The 17382-nt window shown below is 64.2% G+C and carries 16 protein-coding genes; 8 read left to right on the top strand and 8 right to left on the bottom strand.

The annotated features are described in order from the left end of the window. Positions 1-38: 38 nt before the first annotated feature. Positions 39-713, bottom strand: a complete 675-nt coding sequence (locus C9F12_RS19340; RefSeq protein ID WP_108449906.1) for an SOS response-associated peptidase — start codon at positions 711-713, stop codon at positions 39-41. Positions 714-877: 164 nt separating this feature from the next. On the opposite strand from C9F12_RS19340, the gene C9F12_RS19335 reads away from it, so the two are divergent. From C9F12_RS19335 to C9F12_RS19315, 5 genes are all read left to right on the top strand, one after another. After that, the gene (locus C9F12_RS19335; RefSeq protein WP_108449905.1) at positions 878-1621 is read left to right on the top strand and encodes a thermostable hemolysin; all 744 of its coding nucleotides are present in this window, start codon (positions 878-880) and stop codon (positions 1619-1621) included. Beyond that, positions 1614-3248: an AMP-binding protein gene (locus C9F12_RS19330; RefSeq protein ID WP_162816534.1), complete on the top strand. Its 1635-nt coding sequence runs from the start codon at positions 1614-1616 to the stop codon at positions 3246-3248. Before C9F12_RS19335 ends, C9F12_RS19330 begins: the two co-directional genes overlap by 8 nt. Next, positions 3245-4015, top strand: coding sequence for an iron-containing redox enzyme family protein (locus C9F12_RS19325; RefSeq protein ID WP_108131729.1), 771 nt, complete (start codon positions 3245-3247; stop codon positions 4013-4015). Before C9F12_RS19330 ends, C9F12_RS19325 begins: the two co-directional genes overlap by 4 nt. Next, positions 4003-4833, top strand: coding sequence for an SDR family oxidoreductase (locus C9F12_RS19320; RefSeq protein WP_108449903.1), 831 nt, complete (start codon positions 4003-4005; stop codon positions 4831-4833). Before C9F12_RS19325 ends, C9F12_RS19320 begins: the two co-directional genes overlap by 13 nt. A gap of 151 nt (positions 4834-4984) precedes the next feature. Then, positions 4985-5764 (top strand): glutaredoxin, encoded by a 780-nt coding sequence (locus C9F12_RS19315; RefSeq protein ID WP_205254735.1) that lies wholly within the window; start codon positions 4985-4987, stop codon positions 5762-5764. Between the two features lie 85 nt (positions 5765-5849). On the opposite strand, the gene C9F12_RS22665 is transcribed toward C9F12_RS19315, so the two are convergent. The 7 genes from C9F12_RS22665 to C9F12_RS19280 form a co-directional block, all read right to left on the bottom strand. Beyond that, on the bottom strand, positions 5850-6260 hold the full coding sequence (locus C9F12_RS22665) for a hypothetical protein (protein WP_124802262.1): 411 nt from the start codon (positions 6258-6260) through the stop codon (positions 5850-5852). Between the two features lie 133 nt (positions 6261-6393). Further along, the gene (locus C9F12_RS19305) at positions 6394-7164 is read right to left on the bottom strand and encodes a copper resistance protein B (RefSeq protein ID WP_108449902.1); all 771 of its coding nucleotides are present in this window, start codon (positions 7162-7164) and stop codon (positions 6394-6396) included. 13 nt (positions 7165-7177) lie between these two features. Continuing rightward, on the bottom strand, positions 7178-9058 hold the full coding sequence (locus C9F12_RS19300; RefSeq protein WP_108449901.1) for a copper resistance system multicopper oxidase: 1881 nt from the start codon (positions 9056-9058) through the stop codon (positions 7178-7180). Between the two features lie 68 nt (positions 9059-9126). Beyond that, complete coding sequence (locus C9F12_RS19295; protein ID WP_240184301.1) at positions 9127-10476, bottom strand: ATP-binding protein; 1350 nt, start codon at positions 10474-10476, stop codon at positions 9127-9129. After that, the gene (locus tag C9F12_RS19290) at positions 10463-11158 is read right to left on the bottom strand and encodes a response regulator transcription factor (RefSeq protein WP_240184300.1); all 696 of its coding nucleotides are present in this window, start codon (positions 11156-11158) and stop codon (positions 10463-10465) included. Before C9F12_RS19290 ends, C9F12_RS19295 begins: the two co-directional genes overlap by 14 nt. Positions 11159-11208: 50 nt before the next feature. Then, positions 11209-11697 carry a plastocyanin/azurin family copper-binding protein gene (locus tag C9F12_RS19285; RefSeq protein WP_045994127.1) on the bottom strand — a complete coding sequence of 163 codons (489 nt, stop codon included), beginning with the start codon at positions 11695-11697 and terminating at the stop codon, positions 11209-11211. 98 nt (positions 11698-11795) lie between these two features. Further along, positions 11796-12695 carry a LysR family transcriptional regulator gene (locus C9F12_RS19280; protein WP_045994126.1) on the bottom strand — a complete coding sequence of 300 codons (900 nt, stop codon included), beginning with the start codon at positions 12693-12695 and terminating at the stop codon, positions 11796-11798. Positions 12696-12845: 150 nt separating this feature from the next. On the opposite strand from C9F12_RS19280, the gene C9F12_RS19275 reads away from it, so the two are divergent. From C9F12_RS19275 to C9F12_RS19265, 3 genes are all read left to right on the top strand, one after another. Next, positions 12846-13979 carry a 4-oxalomesaconate tautomerase gene (locus C9F12_RS19275; protein ID WP_108131724.1) on the top strand — a complete coding sequence of 378 codons (1134 nt, stop codon included), beginning with the start codon at positions 12846-12848 and terminating at the stop codon, positions 13977-13979. Positions 13980-14106: 127 nt separating this feature from the next. Beyond that, positions 14107-15234 (top strand): tricarboxylate transporter, encoded by a 1128-nt coding sequence (locus C9F12_RS19270; RefSeq protein WP_108131723.1) that lies wholly within the window; start codon positions 14107-14109, stop codon positions 15232-15234. Positions 15235-15335: 101 nt separating this feature from the next. Beyond that, positions 15336-17294 carry a tripartite tricarboxylate transporter permease gene (locus tag C9F12_RS19265; RefSeq protein ID WP_108449900.1) on the top strand — a complete coding sequence of 653 codons (1959 nt, stop codon included), beginning with the start codon at positions 15336-15338 and terminating at the stop codon, positions 17292-17294. The last annotated feature ends 88 nt before the right edge of the window (positions 17295-17382 follow it).

Here is a 17382-nt window from a genome sequence, read left to right as displayed (position 1 = left end):
CAGCCAGGGCATGCAGATGGGCGCTTCAGATCCGACGGTCAGCCCGGTGCCTGGACGGCTTGCATCAAGTCACTTCCTTCCTCTCCCGCCCGATTGACCCTGGTCGAGACCGGCCATGCCTCGAAGGCGCCAGCGGGTAGATGCCGCACCGTCTGGCGCATGACGTCGCGATCACTCAGGGCAGGATCGAGCCAGGGTTCAAGGCTGCCGTCGTCCAGCGCCAGCGGCATCCGAGCGTGCACCTGACTCGCGCAGCCCCGGGCGGGTTCGGTAAGGATGGCAAGGCCCGGCCTGCCGTCGGCCCTTTCACTGAAGATTGCCGCCAGCCACAGCGGCGCGCGATCTTCACGACATAAAAAATAGGGCTGCTTGCCGGCCTCGCCCGGCAGCCACTCGTACCAGCCGTCCGCCGGCACCAGGCAGCGATGGCGAGCAAAGGCCCCACGAAAATAGCGCGAGGTGGCGACCTTCTCCACGGTGGCGTTGATCGGCTCCGGCGCCCCGGCCTGGGCCCAGTGGGGTCGATAGCCCCACCACATCGAGGTAAAGGAAGGTACGCCCTCCCCGTCCATGGCGAGCGAGGTGATCCAGGTGCCCGGCGCGACATTGTAGCGAGGTGGCGGCTCCTGCTCGGGCAGGCGCGGCGCCACCGGCAAGCGCATCAGCGCCGCCAGCTGAGCAAAAGGTGTGTAACAGGCGAAACGGCCGCACATGGATACCTCCTTTACCGGACCCTGCAGGATCAGCCTAGCACCATCTCTTGCGTCCACTCAGGCCACCTGTGCGCGCTACAGGTTAGTCATCTGCGAACGTTAAGTTTTCGCTAAGCTAGGCAGCCTAGCCTTGCCATCAACTCCTCTTTCAAGGACGCGATGACATGGCCCCGGCAATCGCAGCATCGGCCTCGAAGACGACAGCCCACACGGATGCTCCCGAGCCGAACATGCCCTCCGGCCTGTGCTGGGCGTCCCCGGAGCGGCTGGGTGAGGCAAACGCCTTCATCTCCGACGTCTATCGTCTCCATCACAATGCCTCCATCAGCAACCCCTACCAGCGCTTGCTGACACTGCGAGACCCCCATGGCGCGCTGGTCGCCACCACGGGGCTCAGGCGTGCCGATGAAGGCCCTCTCATGGTGGAACACTACCTCGAGGCACCTGTCGAGATGGTGCTCGCCACTCGTGGCCTCTGCGACCTTGCGCCGCCGCGCCACCAGGTCATGGAGGTCGGCGCCCTGGCCAGCGCATCGCCAGGCGCCGGCCGACGGCTGATGCTGTCGCTGGTGGTGGTGCTCGAGCGACTGGGTATCGACTGGCTGGTGGTGACCGCGTCCAGGGACGTGCGCAACGGCCTCGCCCGGCTCGGCATCGAGATGCACACGATCGGTCGCGCCCATCGCCACTGCCTGGACAACCCTGTGGACTGGGGACGGTATTACGAGCGGGACCCCAGGGTCGTGGTGATTCGCCCCCTCGAGGTGGCCAACAGCATGCGCGCCACCCCGCTCGGCGCTTTGCTTCTCGCCGGCGCAGCACAGCTTGCCCCGGAGGCGGCAGATCCCGTACCGGGGCTACCCCATGTCCACGCCTGCTCCGCGGCCGGGGACATGCCCCATGGATAGGCTACACCAGCGCCTGCGCCAAAGGGCGAGGCTGTCGCCGGATGCGGAGAGCCTGATCGGGCAATCCCCGGATGGCGCCGACATCCGACTTACCGCCCGGCAACTGGAGGCCGCCACCGACGCTGTCGCGCACCAACTCGAGCAGTCGGGCGTTTCCCACCTGGGCCTGCTGGGTCACAACTCTCCTGGCTGGCTGGTCGCCCAGCTCGCTGCCTGGCGGGCTGGCCTGCCGATCACCCCGATACCTGCATTTTTCAGCGAACAACAGCTCAACCACCTGCTCGATACCACCGGGCTGGACGGGCTTCTGATCGCGCAGGACAGCCCGCTGGACGCCTGGCTGCCCTCCGACTGCGCAAACGACTTCAAGCGCCAGCCACTCGACGCTCCGGCCGGCCTGTCCATCGCCTTGTTCCGGCGCCCCTCGACACCCGCACCACTGCCGGACGGAACGCGACTGATCACCTTTACCTCCGGTACCACCGGCACCCCCAAGGGGGTCTGCCTGTCCGGGCCTCATCTCGAGTCGGTCATCGAAGGGCTGGAACAGCGCCTTGCAGGTGTTCCCCTCCATCGTCACGGCGTGGTGCTGCCCATGGCGGTGCTGCTCGAACATCTGGCCGGCGCACTCTTCGCGCTCTGGCGGGGAGCCGCGATCGTTATCGATACGCCCGATCTTGCCGGGCTCCATGGCAGCGGTACGCTAGACCCCGACCAGTGGCAACGCTGGCTGGCCAAGCGCCGACCCGACAGCCTGATTCTGGTACCGGCGCTGCTCAAGGCGCTAACTCACCTGGCCTCACATCATTCTGCGGCAAACGGTTGGCAACAGGTGTTGTCGCTAGTCGCCGTGGGCGGGGGCCAGGTGCCCCGCCGCCTGCTCGAACAGGCAACCCAGTTGGGACTCCCTGTCGCCCAAGGCTACGGCATGTCCGAGATGGGCTCGGTGGTCTGTCTAAGCCGCCCGGACGAGCCCCAGGATGGCCGTGTCGGGTGCCCCCTCAAGGGATTGCGCCTAAGCACCGATGAGCAGGGGCAACTGCTGGTCCACGGTCGTCGCATGCTGGGCTATCTGGCGTCCGATCATCAGGTTCCGTCACCCGAGATGCCCTGGCCCAGCGGAGATCTCGGTCACCGCCTGGCGGACGGTCATTGGCGCCTGGACGGGCGTCAGCGCAACGTCATCATCCTGTCGAACGGACGCAATCTCTGTCCCGAGTGGCTCGAGGCGGAGCTCGAGCTCATCGACGGTATCGATCGTGCCTTCGTCTTCGGCGAAGGCTTGCCGGGGGTGCTGGCGCTCCTTAGTCCTTCAGCCGCTATCCAGCCCCCCCGCCTGGAAGCCCACATCACCGCGCTCAATCAGCGCCTGCCCGACTACGCCAGGGTCCGCGGCTGGCAGTCGTTGATGCGGCAACTGCCAGGCGTCGCCGAGCCGCTTTCGATCGCCAGCAACGAACTGACCGCCAACGGACGCCTGCGCCGGGCCAGCATTCAGCTCCGCCGTCGCTGCGACATCGAGCGGCTTGTCGCCAGAACCTTCCCCGGCCATGAGCAGGTGTCAGCAGCGCTTTCCTCCGCCGCCGACGGCCTCCCTTCATACCCACAGGAACCCCCACCCCCATGAACACGCTGACCGATACCCCGATCGTCACCTCGCCACCTGTCGACAACGGCAAGCCCGACGGTTTCTACCGCCACCTGCTCGCTGCCACCGAAGACGAACGCCAAGCCTTGATGGGAGGGGAACTGATCGGGCGCGCCCAGGGCGGCAAGATCACGCTGCCCGAATATCGCGCCTTTCTCGCCCAGGCCTATCACCATGTGCGTCACACCGTCTCACTGATGATGGCCTGCGGCGCCGAGTTGTCCGCTCCGAACTTCGTGCTGCGCGACAACCTGCGCATGGCCATCGCCGAGTACATCGACGAGGAAAAGGGCCACGAACATTGGATACTCGATGACCTCGAGTCCACCGGCGTCGATCGGCACCACGCGCGTTCACGCCCACCGCTGTTCGAGACGGAATGGATGGTGTCCTACGCCTACGACAGCATCAGACGGCGCCATCCGCTGGCCATGTTCGGCATGGTACTGGTGCTCGAGGGTACCAGCACCTCGGCGGCCAGCGCCGCCGGCAGGGCCATCCGCGATAGTCTGGGCCTGACCGATGACGCCTTCCACTACCTGTTTTCCCACGGCGAACTGGACATCTCCCATATGGCCTTCTTCGCCGAACTGATGGACACCATCACCGACACCGAGGAGCAGGCCCAGATCGTCCATTCGGCCCGCGCCTTCTATCGCCTCTATGGCGCGGTCCATGACGCCGCCCTGCGAGACGCCGAGCACTGGACGGACGAAGCGCTGGAGGCAAACTCATGCCATCACTGAGCGAGCGCAGGATTCTGGTGACCGGCGCCACTGGCGGCATCGGCTCGGCGCTGGTGAAGCGGCTTGACGCCGAAGGCGCCAGCCTGTGGCTGGCAGGGCGTGATGAGGGCAAGCTCAGCGCCCTGGCGGGCGAGCTTGGCAAGGCTGCCTCGAGACACACCCTCGTCGCTGGCGTCGATCTGACCACCGCGATGGGCCGCCAGCGGCTACTCGACCAGCTAAGTCAGGCAGCACCCGAGCAGCGCCCTTCGACGCTGGTCCACCTGGCCGGCATCAATCATCTCGGCTGGTTTCGCGAAACCTCGCCAGACGACGTCATCCGGGTGCTCGATACCAATCTGAGCTCGACCCTGCTGCTGACCCAGGCCCTGCTGCCTTTGTTTCTCGGCCAACCCAGCGCTAACCTGCTGTTCGTGGGCTCACTGCTGGGGCATATCGGCCACCCGGGCTATGTCGCCTACTGCGCCAGCAAGGCCGGCCTCAAGGGCTTCGCCGAAGCGCTGTCCCGGGAACTCGAAGACACCTCGGTCCAGGTGCAGTACCTGGCCCCCCGCGCCACCCGGACCGCCATGAACGGCCCCGACGCCGAGGCCATGAACGAGGCCCTGGGCAATACCGTGGACAGCCCCGAGCGCGTGGCAGATGCCATCATCAAGCAGCTGACAAGAGGCCAGCGTCGCGCCGTCCTCGGCGGCAAGGAGCGCCTGTTCGCGCTGATCAACGCCATCACCCCCACGCTCGTCGATCGCGCTATCGCCCGGTCCCGAGCCGATATATCCCGCCAACTGGATCCCCCTGCGCAGGTTGTCCAGGACTGACCAGCAGACGTCCTTATCGCCTTGACCCTTGTGCTGCACAAGGGTTTTAGTCTGTGGTGAAGATGCTCGAACTTGCATAGTAGTGACGGAAGCTTCAGGGGCCACCACCCTGGCCTGTCTGGGCTTTTCTCAACCACCACAGGGAGAGGAAATGAGCACGAACACAGCAAGCCCGGCGCAGCGGGCCTCATCCAGCACTGCCCGCCTCTATCGTATGAAGACCGCGGAGCACCTCTGCCCCTTCGGCCTCAAGACCTTGTCGCTGCTCAAGCGCAAGGGCTACCAGGTCGACGACCACACCCTGACATCACGTGAAGCCATCGACCGCTTCAAGCAGGAAGCCGACGTGGACACCACACCCCAGGTGTACATCGGCGACGAGCGCATCGGCGGCTACGAGGAACTGCGCCGCTACCTCGGCATGAGCGTGCCCGGCGACAAGGAAGTCAGCTACCGTCCTGTCATCGCCATCTTCGCCACGGCCCTGCTGATCGGCCTGGCGGTGGGCTGGGTGTCCGGCCAGTCGCTGGTCTCAGTGCGCACCATCGAGTTCGCCGTCGCCTCGGCCATGGTTCTGCTGGGCCTGCAGAAACTGCAGGACGTGGAAAGCTTCAGCACCATGTTCCTGAACTACGACCTGCTGGCCCAACGCGATGTACGCTACGGCTACATCTACCCCTACGCCGAAACACTGGCCGGCATACTGATGCTGGCAGGCAGCCTGATCTGGATCGCCGCGCCTGTGGCCCTGTTCATCGGTACCGTGGGGGCCATTTCGGTGTTCAAGGCGGTCTACATCGACAAGCGCGAACTCAAGTGCGCCTGCGTCGGCGGCAACAGCAACGTTCCCCTGGGCTTCGTTTCCCTGAGCGAGAACCTGATCATGCTGCTGATGGGCCTGTGGATGCCGGCCAAGGCACTTCTGATGTAGAGCGCGCCTGATCTGGCCGTTCCAGACGCGTAGCAAAAACCCGCCAGGTATTGCCTGGCGGGTTTTCTCTGGCACGATGCAACGTTTATTCGAAGCCGACATGCAGACTGTAGCGACCACTGTTTTCATTGGCGCTGCCAAGCACACTGCCTCGCACTTCAAGCTCATAGTTTCCGGGAGTGACAGGCTCCTCCAGCAGGAAGTGGCCGTTGTTGTCCGCGTCGCTGGCCACCAGCTGCCCCGCGGGGGAATACAGCCTTCCCTCGATACTCATCGACTGACTCGAGTCGCTGGCAAGATGTTCACTGCTGACGACGATCATTCCTTCCTCTTCGATCGGCAACCGGTAACGCACGGGTGCACCACGAAGCTGTTGGGTGGCAGACACACCTTGCCGCAAGATTTCGGCTTCCTGCGAATGGCCCTGCGCAGCCCATACCGGTAGAGAAACGCCCACGAGGACAGCTACACCCATCATGTGTTGCCACAATTTCATAACGATTACCTCCTTTGAATGTTGGCACCTTCATGATGTGTCATCTGGCTTAATCTACGCTGAAACATTGAAAAACGGCGTAGTGAAGCAGATCCCGCCAGCGGCCTGAATGGCAACCGTAGGCGCAGAGGCATCAAAACCAGACGCGCAGCCCGGCAACCACTGCGGTGTCCTCCACTTGATCGCCTTCATCACGCGCCATATCGGCAGTATCACCATAAAGTTTCTGCCAATAGGCGCCGATATAGGGCGCGAACTTGCGATGTAGCTCATAGCGAAGGCGCAGGCCGGTGCGCAAGGAATTGAATCCCTCCCCTACACCGAACTCCTCGGCATCATCGAACGCCACTTCCATTTCCAGGCGAGGCTGCAGATAAAGCCGCTGGGTCAGTCGCAGATCATATTCCTGCTCCAGACTCAAGGAGGTGTCACCATCGTCACTGACACGAAGATCCAGCTCGGTTTCCAACCGGTAGGGCGCCAGCCCCTGCAGACTGATCACGCCGAAATAGCGCTCGGGATGGTCATCGCTGCCAAGCCCGCCCTGGTAGCCAAGCCCTCCCTGTAGCTCCCAGAAGTCGGCGATCAGTCGGCTATACAGCAGATCCAGTGATTCAAATTCCGCATCTTCGCCATCCCCTTGGGTGTTATCCCCTTCCCCCTTCAGGTAGACGCGATGAACGTCGCCTCCGTACCAGGCCTGAAAATCCCAGGTTACTGCCTCGCTGTCTTCAGACGGCCAGACGTATTCCAGACGGTCGACCAGCACCGAGCCACGCAGATGTTCCTGCATCGGCGACGGCCAGTGATCTGGCGCGTCGTAGCCATCCTCAGCCAGCGCCAGCGACGACAACCCAAGGCCCGATAGCGCTGCCAGGCAAATACGGCCCACACGAATTTCCATGCGTCATCTCTCCTCAGGCAACCTTGACGACGCGGAACATGCCGGCGTCCATGTGATAAAGAAGGTGGCAGTGGAACGCCCAGCTGCCCTCGGCATCCGCCGTGATCAGTGCAGAAAGGCGCTCGCCAGGCTTGACGTTCAGGGTGTGCTTGCGCGGAATCAGCTCGCCGGCACCATTCTCCAGCTCCATCCACATGCCGTGCAGGTGGATCGGGTGCTCCATCATGGTGCGATTGACCAGGATGAGGCGCAGACGCTCGCCCTTGTCGAAGTGGATCGGCCCCGAGACCTCACTGAATTTCTTGCCGTCGAAGGACCACATGTAGCGTTCCATGTTACCGGTCAGATGAAGCTCGAGTTCGCGACCAGGAGGACGACGGTCAGGCCATGGCGCGATGGCCTTCAAGTCCTGATACACCAGCACACGACGCTCGCGGGCATCCAGGCCGATTCCAGGCTGATCGAGGCGGGAGCCAGGCTGCGCCACGCCCACCGGTAGCATGGCTGTACCAGTGGCGCTCTCCGTACTGTCCATCTGAGCGTGATCCATTCCCGCCATGCTCGAGTGGTCCATACCGGTCATCGAGCCATGATCCATGCCGCCCATGTTCGAGTGATCCATACCGGCCATCGAGCCATGATCCATGCCCGTCATGCTCGAGTGATCCATACCGGCCATCGAGCCGTGATCCATGCCCGCCATGCTCGAGTGATCCATACCGGCCATCGAGCCGTGATCCATGCCCTCGTGGGCTCCCATGGCCTCCATTCCTCGATCGGCAATACGTCGGCGTTCCGGCAGCGGCGCCACCATCCCCATACGCGGCGCCAGGGTCCCCCTGGCAAAGCCGCTTCGGTCCATGGACTCGGCAAAGATGGTGTAGGCCACATCGTCTTTCGGCGTCACCAGAACGTCATAGGTTTCCGCCACCCCGATGCGGAACTCCTCGACGGGCACGGGCCGAACCGGCTGGCCGTCGGCCGCCACCACCGTCATTTCGAGCCCCGGAATCCGCACGTCGAAGTAGCTCATGGCGGAGCCATTGATGACACGTAGCCGCTGCGTCTCGCCGGGGCGAAACAGGGCAGTCCAATTGTCATCGGGTGAATGACCGTTGAGCAGATAGGTGTAGGTGGCGCCGGTAACATCGGCGATATCACGGGAGCTCATGCGCATCCGGCCCCACATGGCACGCGCTTCCCAGGTGGAGGCGAGCCCCTGACGGTCCACATCGGCGATGAAGTCTCCCAGGGTGCGCTCCTGGAAGTTGTAGTACCCCTCCCCGGTCTTCAGGTTGTGGAAGATGGTCGAGGGGTCCTCGAAACTCCAGTCGGTCAGCAGCAGCACGTGCTCGCGGTCATAGCGAAAGGGTTCGCGCTGTTCGGCGTCGATGACCAGGGGGCCCACATGGCCAATCTGCTCCTGCAGTCCTGAGTGGCTGTGGTACCAGTAGGTGCCGCTTTGACGGAGGGGAAAGCGGTAGGTAAAGGTTTCGCCCGGCATGATGCCGGCAAAGCTCACGCCGGGGACGCCATCCATCTCAGGCGGCAGGAGAATGCCGTGCCAGTGAATCGAGGTGGGCTCGTCCAGCAGATTGGTCACCCGCAGCGTCACGTCCTGCCCTTCCTTGAGCCGGATCAGGGGGCCAGGGCTGGTGCCGTTGAGGGTAATCGGCCGTGCAGACTGGCCAGCGATGGGCACGCTCTGGCGACGAATGGCCAGCGAGATATCCGGACCGCTTTCCACTCCCTTGGGGTAACTCGAGGTCTGCCCCCAGGGGTTGGCCCAGGCAGGCGCCAGACCGAGGGCGGCGGTGCCGATTCCCAGGGCCGCGCTTCCCTTGATGAATCCTCGTCGTGATAGCCGATGTGGCGGCAGAAGTGTCGTCGACATGGGTGCTGTCTTCCTGTGCGATGAACTTCTGCCATCTTCCATCGCCAAGCTGAAAGCCAGCTGAATCCTTAACGCACGGCCTCTCTCTCGGAGGTTGACGCCAGCGCCAACGGCAAGCGGATGGTCACCTCGAGTCCACCGCTGGGCGCCGCCCGAAAGCCGACCTCTCCCCGGTACTGCTCGACCAGTTCAAGCAGAATCGACAGGCCAATGCCGTTGCCTGGCCGCCCTTCATCCAGCCTCTGCCCTCGCCGGCCCAACAACGGCAGCAACTCCGCCGCCACTCCGGGGCCATCATCCTGGATCTTCAGCTCTAGACATCGCCCCAACGTCAGCGCGAGCCACACCGACTGGTTGGCCCACTTGCCCGCGTTGTCGAGCACGATGCCGATCATTTCCAGGAAGTCCTGTCGCTCCATCTCGATGCAGGCATCCTCGGCGTCCCCGAGCGCCATGACGAAGCGCTTGTCGGGGTAGAGGCTTCGAAACATGTCGAAAAGCTGGTCAAATTCCCGCTTGACCCGGGTGTGCTGGCCGCCACCGGGGCCCGCCAGACGCGCCTGACGCAGATGGGATTCCATCAACTCCTGCATCAGCGTCAACCGCTCCAGCAGACGCTCACGGCGGGATTTATCAAGCTCACGCTTGCTGCGCAGCGCCTGCATCACCGCTGTCAGAGGGGTCTTGAGCGCATGGGACAGGTCTGCAACGGCGTTACGCGAACGCACCAATCGGCGCTCCTGGCTGTCCATCAGACGGTTGAGCTGCGAGACCAGAGGGCGGAACTCCTGCGGCACCTTCATTCTGAGACGCTGTCGCTGACCACTTCGCAGCTCGGCCAGCTGGCGCTGCAACAGATCCAGTGGCCGCAGGGCGGCATTGACCGCCAACCCGTTAAGCAGCGAAAGAGCCAGCAGCACCAGACCTGCGATGGCGCCAATCCACCAGTGCAGGGCCGCAAGGCCTTCCTCGACGCTGTCGAAGGATTCTCCGATGAGCAGCACCCCAGGCCTGCCGTCCACCGTAAAGGTTCGCCTCAACACCAGCAGGTGACGTCCCTCCAGGTGTACATCCAGCAGCGACCTGTCAGGCCCATCCAGGTGGGGCGTCAGCGCCGACAACCAGCTCGGATGGGAGGTGGTGACGAGCTCGCCGCGCTTGAGCACGTACAGGTGATGAAAGACCTCGGCCGACAGGCTCGAGGGCAAGGTGGGGGCCGGTACCGGGTCTGCGGCTTGACGCAGTTGCGCCAGGCGATACTCCGCCTCCTGACGCAGTCGGTCACCCAGAAAGTCCCGCGCGGTCTCGCGCAGCAGCAGGCCATGCATGAACCAGGTCAATCCCATGACCAGCAGGGACACCGCCCCGAGGCTGACCAGCAGGCGCAGACGGAGACTATTGCGTCTAATGCGAAACAAGCACGTACCCCTGGCCTCGGCGGGTCTGGATGACATGCTTGCCCAGCAGACGCCTCAGGCGCGCGATATAGACCTCCACCAGGTTGGGCGCCGGGGCATCCTGCTCCAGGGCGTAGAGCTGATCGAGCAGCTTCGTCTTGGAGTGCACCCGGTCAGGGTGGTGCATCAGGTAGCGCAGCAGGCAGAACTCGGTGGCGGTAAGCGTCTGCCATGGGCCTCCCGCGCAACTGACCTGGCGCTGCTCCTCGTCAAGGCGGATGCCATTGACGATCAGCCGCGCCGTCAATTCGGTACGCCGCCGCAGCAACGCCTGTATCCGCGCCAGCAGTTCCTGTTCGTGAAAGGGCTTGGTGAGGTAGTCATCAGCCCCCCGACGAAGGCCGTCCACCTTGTCCTGCCAGGCATCGCGAGCCGTCAGGATCAGCACCGGGAGGCCTAGGCCGTGTTCACGCTGGAATTCGAGCCAGTCGAGCCCCGAACCATCGGGCAGGCCGATATCCAGGATCATCAGTGCATACTCTTCGCTGTGCAACAGCGCCTTTGCCACGCTCAGTCGCTCGGCAACGTCGACGCGATAGCCATGATCATCCAGCGTATCCTTCAGACTCTCGCAGAGCAGGTCATCGTCCTCGACCAGCAACAGCTTCATCACCATCATCTCCCTGCCAGCGGGCCCAGGCATGCCACGCCTCACTCGAGCCGGACGGGGTGGCCCCGTCCCAGGCTTGCCGCCTATTCTCCCACACTCAGGGTGCCATGCATGCCCGCTTCAAAATGTCCGGGTACATTGCAGGCGAAGGTCAGCGATGCCCCCTGCTCCGGCGCCTGCCAGACAAGCGTCCTGGTCTCTCCCGGCGCCAGAGTCACCGCCGGCATGTCCATGGCGCCTTGCATCTGACTCATGTCGTGGCCGTCACCTTGCATGCCATGCCCTCCTCCCGAGGCCATCTCACGCATCATCTTGCGGTGTTCGTTCTGAGCCTCGGCGGAGCCGATCACGAACTCATGCTCGAGCTGACCGCTGTTGGTGACCTCGAAGGCCACCACCTCCCCGGGGGCAACGCTCAAGCTTTCCGGGTCGAACCAGATATCGCCGGCCTCGACGGCGATGGTGCGATCCGCCTGATCGGGGTCCATGGCGTCCGATTGAGCGTGGCCGGGACCTGCCAATGCCTGGGTCGACAATAGGCCAAGAGCGACCACCATCAGTGTGCTGCGCATGACGTCATCCTTCCGTTTTGGGTGTGTCCCTCTGTTTGTAGCGCAAGAACCTGAATCCATACTGAATCGGCGATAGATGGCTATGCGGTTCGCTGCGCCTACGAATGCTTCCACTGTTCCAGCAGCAGATCGATAAACAGCTGGGCGGTGCCCGAGATACTGTGCACGTTGCTGCGTACCAGGCCGATGGTGCGCTGGATGCGTGGCTCCGGCAGCTCCCGCGAACACAGGATCTCGTGATCCGGGCCCGGCATGGTCATGCGCGGCAGAATCGCCACTCCCAGGCCCGACTCCACCAGCCCCAGCGAGGTCGACAGATGCTGTACTTCGTAGAAGCTGTTGAGGTGGATGCCCTCGGCGGACAGCGCATTGTCCAGCAGGGTGCGATTGCCGCTGTCGCGACTGACGGTGATCAGCCGCACCTGCTCGAGGTCTGACCACTCGATCTGCTCCCTGGCCGCCAGCGGGTGATCGGAGCGCAGCGCCAAGACGAAGGGGTCTCTCATCAACTGGGTGAAAGACACCTCGGGCCGCTGGGCGCTGAACATGTTGATGCCGAAGTCGGCCTCGCCGCTGATGACCTTCTCGAGACCCTCGTTGGCGCTGACATCCAGAATACGAATACGGATGCCCGGCCAGGCCTCGCTGAACCCCCTGATCACGCTTGGCAGAAAGTAGAAGGCAGCGGTCGGCAGGCAGGCGATGGTCACGGTGCCGGTCTGGTGGGTGGCCAGCTCGCGGATACCGAGGATCGAGGACTCGTACTCTTCGATCATCCGTCGCGCCCGAGGCAGAAAGTCGGCGCCTATCGGCGTCAGCCGGGTACGCCGGGTGGTGCGCTCGAGCAGGCCCACCTCCAGCAACTCTTCGAGCTTCTGGATTCGCCGTGACAGCGCAGGCTGCGACAGGTGCAGGCGCTGAGCCGCCTCATGGAAGGAGCCCAGCTCCGCGACCTGGATGAAGGCCTGCAGATCGAGAAATTCAAGACGGTGCTGCATCGGGTCACTCTTGCATGAAGGCTTTTGGACTAATAACCATAGCGCATTAATCCTCATTTCGCATTGATAGACGCCAAACTTTGCATTTGAAGCATCAATAGACGCCTGACAAGCTGATACCACGACCTCCAACAACGGCGTGGCATCACGATGATGAACAGCATCCCCTGCATGATCATGCGCGGCGGCACCTCCCGCGGGCCCTTCCTGCGCATGAGCGACCTCCCCGACGACGAGCCCGCCAGGGCGGAAATCCTGATCAGCCTGATGGGCTCCGGCCACGCCCTGCAGATCGACGGGATCGGCGGCGGCGACCCGCTGACCAGCAAGGTGGCCATCGTCGAGCGCTCCAGCCACCCGGACGCCGACGTGGACTACCTGTTCGCCCAGGTGGACGTGCTCAACCGCCGTGTCGACTTCAACCCCAACTGCGGCAACATGCTGTCTGCCGTCGGCCCCTACGCCATCGAGTCCGGCCTGGTGGAGCCGCAACCGGACTACACCCTGGTGCGGGTACGCAACCTCAACACCCAGCGACTGATCGAGTGCCACGTACCCACCGACGCCGGCCAGGTCCGCTACGACGGCGACACTCGCATCAGCGGTGTCCCCGGCAGTTCCGCCGCCATTCAACTGAGCTTTCTCGACATCGTCGGAACCAAGACGTCGGGACTACTCCCGACCGGCCAGGCCGCCGACACCATCGACGGTGTCACCGTATCCTGCCTGGATGCGGCCACCCCGATCATCATGATCGACGCGCGAGAGCTTGGACTGAGTGGCCGCGAGACGCCGCTCGAGCTGGACGCCGACAGCGACCTGCTCAAGCGTCTGGAGAGGATCCGTCGTCATGCAGGAGAGCTGATGGGGCTTGGTGACGTCAGCGACAGCGTGCTACCGAAGCCAGTGCTGGCCTCGCCCGCCGAGGATGCCGAGCGCACCCTGTGCACCCGCTACTTTGTCCCCCATCGCTGTCACAAGGCGATCGCTGTCACCGGTGCCATCGCTGTGGCGAGCGCCGTCAGCGTCCCTGGCACCGTCGCCAATCGCATCGCCATCGATGCAGGGCAACTCAAGGCCGGTGACCTCAAGGCGGCCGTCAGCCTGGAGCACCCGTCGGGCTTCATCGACCTCCAGGTGGAACACCGCGACGGCGACCCCGGCGATATCGCCCGGGCCTCATTGATCCGCACCGCCAGAAAGATCATGAGCGGCACCCTGTTCTACGCCCTGCCCGACCCTACTCTGCCCGGCACGTCTTCCAGCCGCCCCGGCCCGGACTGATCTGCACCGACAAGGACGCTGCCGGCTGCGCCGAGCGCCGCCGCGCCCGACAACCACAACCGCCATAACAATCACCACCTCCCCAACCGACATAACAATCGTCACAACGACCGTCAGGAGACACGCCATGAAGACCCGTAAACCTTCCTCGTTCACCGCATCACGCCTCGCCTTGTCCCGCGTTACCAGGGCCGCGGCACTCGGCATCGCCATCGCAGGCGCCAGCCTCGCCGGCAATGCCCAGGCCGCAGAGGTCGAGGTACCCGCCAATATCAAGTGGACCGTGCCGTTCGGCGTCGGCGGCGGCACCGATGTGTGGGCGCGCTTCTTTTCACCCTGGCTCAGCGACTATATCTCCGGCGAGCCGACCATCATGATCGACAACGTCCCGGGAGGCGGCTCGATCAATGGCGCCAATCTGTTCGCCATGCGCGCCAAGGCCGACGGTTCAAACTGGCTCGGCACATCGGCATCCACCCAGTACCCGGCGATGCTGGATGATCGCCGCGTACGCTATGACTACAGCGAATGGACGCCGATCCTGGCGACCCCCACCGGCGGGGTGGTTTATGGCCAGCCGAGCCTTGGCGACACCGCCGACGCGGCGATCGATGCCCTGCTCAGCCAGCCGGTCAAGCTGGCCGCCCAGAACCCGACCGGTCTCGAGCTGCCCGTGCTGATCGCCCTCGACCTGCTCGGCGCCGACGTCCAGGCGGTGTTCGGTATGCGTAGCCGCGGCGAGGGACGACTGGCCTTCGAACGCGGCGAAGCGGACATCGATTTCCAGACCAGCTCGGCCTACCTGAGCAACGTCACCCCGCTGGTCGAGTCCGGCAAGGCAGTGCCGCTGTTCTCGCTGGGCCTGCTCGACGACGACGGCAAGATTGTTCGCGACCCGGCCTTCCCCGACCTGCCGACCTTCAACGAGGTCTACCAGGCGCGTCACGGCGAGGCGCCCTCCGGGCCTGCCTATGAGGCATTTCGCAAGTTCTTCGCCTCTGGCTTCGCCCTGCAGAAGCTGATCATGGTGCCCAGGGACACCCCTCAGGAGCTGGTCGACGCCTACCGTGACGCTGCCCGCGAGTTCGTCGCCACCGATGAGTTCAAGCAGGACGCAGAAGCCCAGCTCGGCCCCTATACCCCGGTCATCGGTGACGTCATCCAGCGCCACCTGGAAGACGCCATGTCGATCGATGAGGCGACCCGTGAGTGGCTGGCCAAGTGGCTCGAGGAGAAGCACAACGCCAGGATCTGACACCGTTCGGGAAGCGCCGGCCACGACGGCCGGCGCCTCCTGGCTCAACGACTTCAACAAGACGCCCTCGGGCGTCACCAACAACTCGAGAGCCACACGCCATGCTTGATATCCTTCTTTCCAGCCTGGGACAGCTGTTTACCCTGTCCCATCTGCTGTTCATGACGCTGGGGGTGCTGGTCGGCCTGGTCGTCGGCATCATTCCAGGCCTCGGCGGCATCGCCGGCATGTCACTGCTGCTGCCCTTTCTCTACGGCATGGAGCCCACGGTCGCACTCGGCATGCTGATGGGCCTGGTGGCGGTCATCCCCACCGGCGACACCTTCGCCTCCGTGCTGCTGGGCATTCCCGGCTCCAGCGCGTCACAGGCCACCGTCATCGACGGTTTCTCCCTGGCCAAGAAAGGCCAGGCCGCACGGGCCCTGTCCAGCGCCTTTCTGGCATCGATGATCGGCGGCCTGATCGGTGCCGTGGTACTGACCGGCTTTATCCTGATCGCCAGGCCGCTGGTGCTGTCGTTCTCGTCATCGGAACTGTTCATGCTGACCCTGCTCGGGCTTTCCATGGTGGCAGTGCTGTCGGGTGCGGACCTGTTCAAGGGTCTGGCCGCCTGTGGCCTGGGTCTGCTGGTGGGCGGTATCGGCATGGCACCGGCCACCGGAGAATTTCGCCTGAACCTCGACATCGACTACCTGTTCGATGGCCTGCCGCTGGTGGTCGTCGGCCTCGGCATCTTCGCCCTGCCGGAGATCATCGATCTGCTGGTCAAGCGAGGCGCCATCGCCGAAAAGCCCTGCCGTCTCGGCGAAGGCTGGCGTCGCGGTATCCAGGACGTCGGCGAGCAGCGCGGGCTGGTCGCACGCTGCGCCGCCATCGGCAGCCTGGTCGGCACCATTCCGGGGCTCGCTGGCTCGGTGGTGGACTGGCTGACCTACGGCCATGCGGTGCAATCGGCCAAGGACAGCTCCGAGTTCGGCAAGGGGGATATTCGCGGCGTCATCGCCCCGGAGTCGGCCAACAACGCCTGCGCCTGTGGCGCGATGGTGCCGACCTTGCTGTTCGGGGTGCCCGGCTCGGGCACTGCGGCGGTGTTCCTCGGCGGCCTGCTGCTGCTCGGCCTGCAGCCCGGGGTCGGCATGATCGAGACCCATCTGGACCTGACCTACACCATCATCTGGTCGCTGGCCCTCGCCAATATCCTCGGCGCCGCGCTATGCCTGATCCTGGCCCGTCCCGTGGCCAACCTGACCCGGGTGCCCTTTGCCACCCTGGCGCCACTGATCACGGTGCTGATCATGTTCGCCGCCTTCCAGGCCACCCGCGCCACCGGCGATCTGCTCGCACTGGGTGCCATCGGCGTGCTGGGCGTGCTGTTCAAGCAGGCCAACTGGTCACGTCCGGCCTTCCTGATCGGTTTTGTGCTGGCACCGGGCGCCGAGGCCTACTTCTACCAGGCGGTCCAGTTCCAGGGCACCGACGCCTTCCTGCGCCCCGGCGTGCTGATCATCGGCGCCATGATTCTTGCCGCCATGTTCATTCCGGTGATCGGCAAGCAGATCAAGAAGCGGCGTCAGCCGATGTCGGTGGGCGCCGCGGCCACCGAACCGAAGCCCGACGCTGAATCCCATCGTCTGGGGATCATCGATATCGTGCTGCTGGGAGCCCTGCTGGTGCTGGCGGCCAGCGCCTGGGTCAACGTCTCGGAGCTGTCACTGATCGGCGGCATCATGCCACGGCTCGCGATTGCCATCATGGCCCTCGCCTGCCTGGCCGAGATCGTCCGCAGCGTGGTACGTCGCCCCCGCTGGGAGCGTCAGACCTTCGCCCGAGAAGCCATCTGGCTGGTCGGCTTCTTTGCCCTCGTCGCCGCCATGCTGACGCTGGGCTTCATCACCACGGCCACACTGTTCACCCTGGTGTTCCTGCTGGCCATCGCCAAGCTCAAGCCCTGGGTCGCGGTGCTGATGGCGCTGGGGGTACTGGCATTCCTGCTGGCCATGGCAGAGTTTCTGACCCTGACCTATCCCCAGGGCATCCTCGACCCGCTGTTGTTCTACTGACCCCCGAAGCGACCCGCAGCAGCCCTGCGAGTACGAAAGCCACCGCTGTACACCGTTGTAAAGAGATAAGCCCCGCCTCGGCGGGGCT

Origin of the sequence: Halomonas sp. BN3-1, assembly GCF_003056325.1 — a bacterium.
Classification (GTDB): Bacteria; Pseudomonadota; Gammaproteobacteria; order Pseudomonadales; family Halomonadaceae; genus Halomonas; species Halomonas litopenaei.
Note: the sequence above shows the minus strand (reverse complement) of the source record. Positions and strands in the feature narration are given on the sequence as shown.